Below are 546 nucleotides of genomic sequence, written 5' to 3'. Positions count from 1 at the left end.
TGGCAGGAGATTTAGCAGGACCTGTTGCTGCCCCTACCATTGCAAGCGGTGCAGTAACTTCTGCTAAAATAGCAGATGGTGCGGTAACTGCTTCAAAGCTTAACCAGATGTCCGCCACTTCAGGACAAGTACTGGGTTGGAACGGAACAGCCTGGGCCCCTACTGCCAATGGAATAAGTACTACCCTGAACAATGGAAACATCCTGGTGGGAAATGCTTCAAATGTGGCCACAGCGGTAAGTCCGACAGGAGATGTTGCCATTTCCAATGCAGGAATAACTTCTATAGGCACAGGCAAAGTTACCACTGCACATCTTGCCAATAATGCGGTAACCGTTGCCAAGCTTCCTGCAGGAGCTACCGCTACAACTTTCTTAAGAGGAGATGGAACCTGGGTGACACCAACTGACACAAATACTACCTATACCGCCGGAACCGGACTCACCCTGACAGGAACTTCCTTTTCAGCGAATGATGCTACGGCAATGACAAAAGGAATTATACAACTGGCAGGAGATTTAGCAGGACCTGTTGCTGCCCCTACCA

At 49.5% G+C, this 546-nt stretch carries 1 protein-coding gene; it reads left to right on the top strand.

The genetic code is table 11. The features are described 5' to 3' along the window. The coding region (locus AC3WV0_RS18120; RefSeq protein ID WP_488847487.1) for a hypothetical protein at positions 1–546 on the top strand (546 nt) is incomplete at both ends.

The organism is Chryseobacterium sp. 27AL, assembly GCF_057815395.1.
The sequence above is the reverse complement of the archived record's forward strand: the minus strand, read 5'-3'. Positions and strand labels throughout refer to the sequence as shown.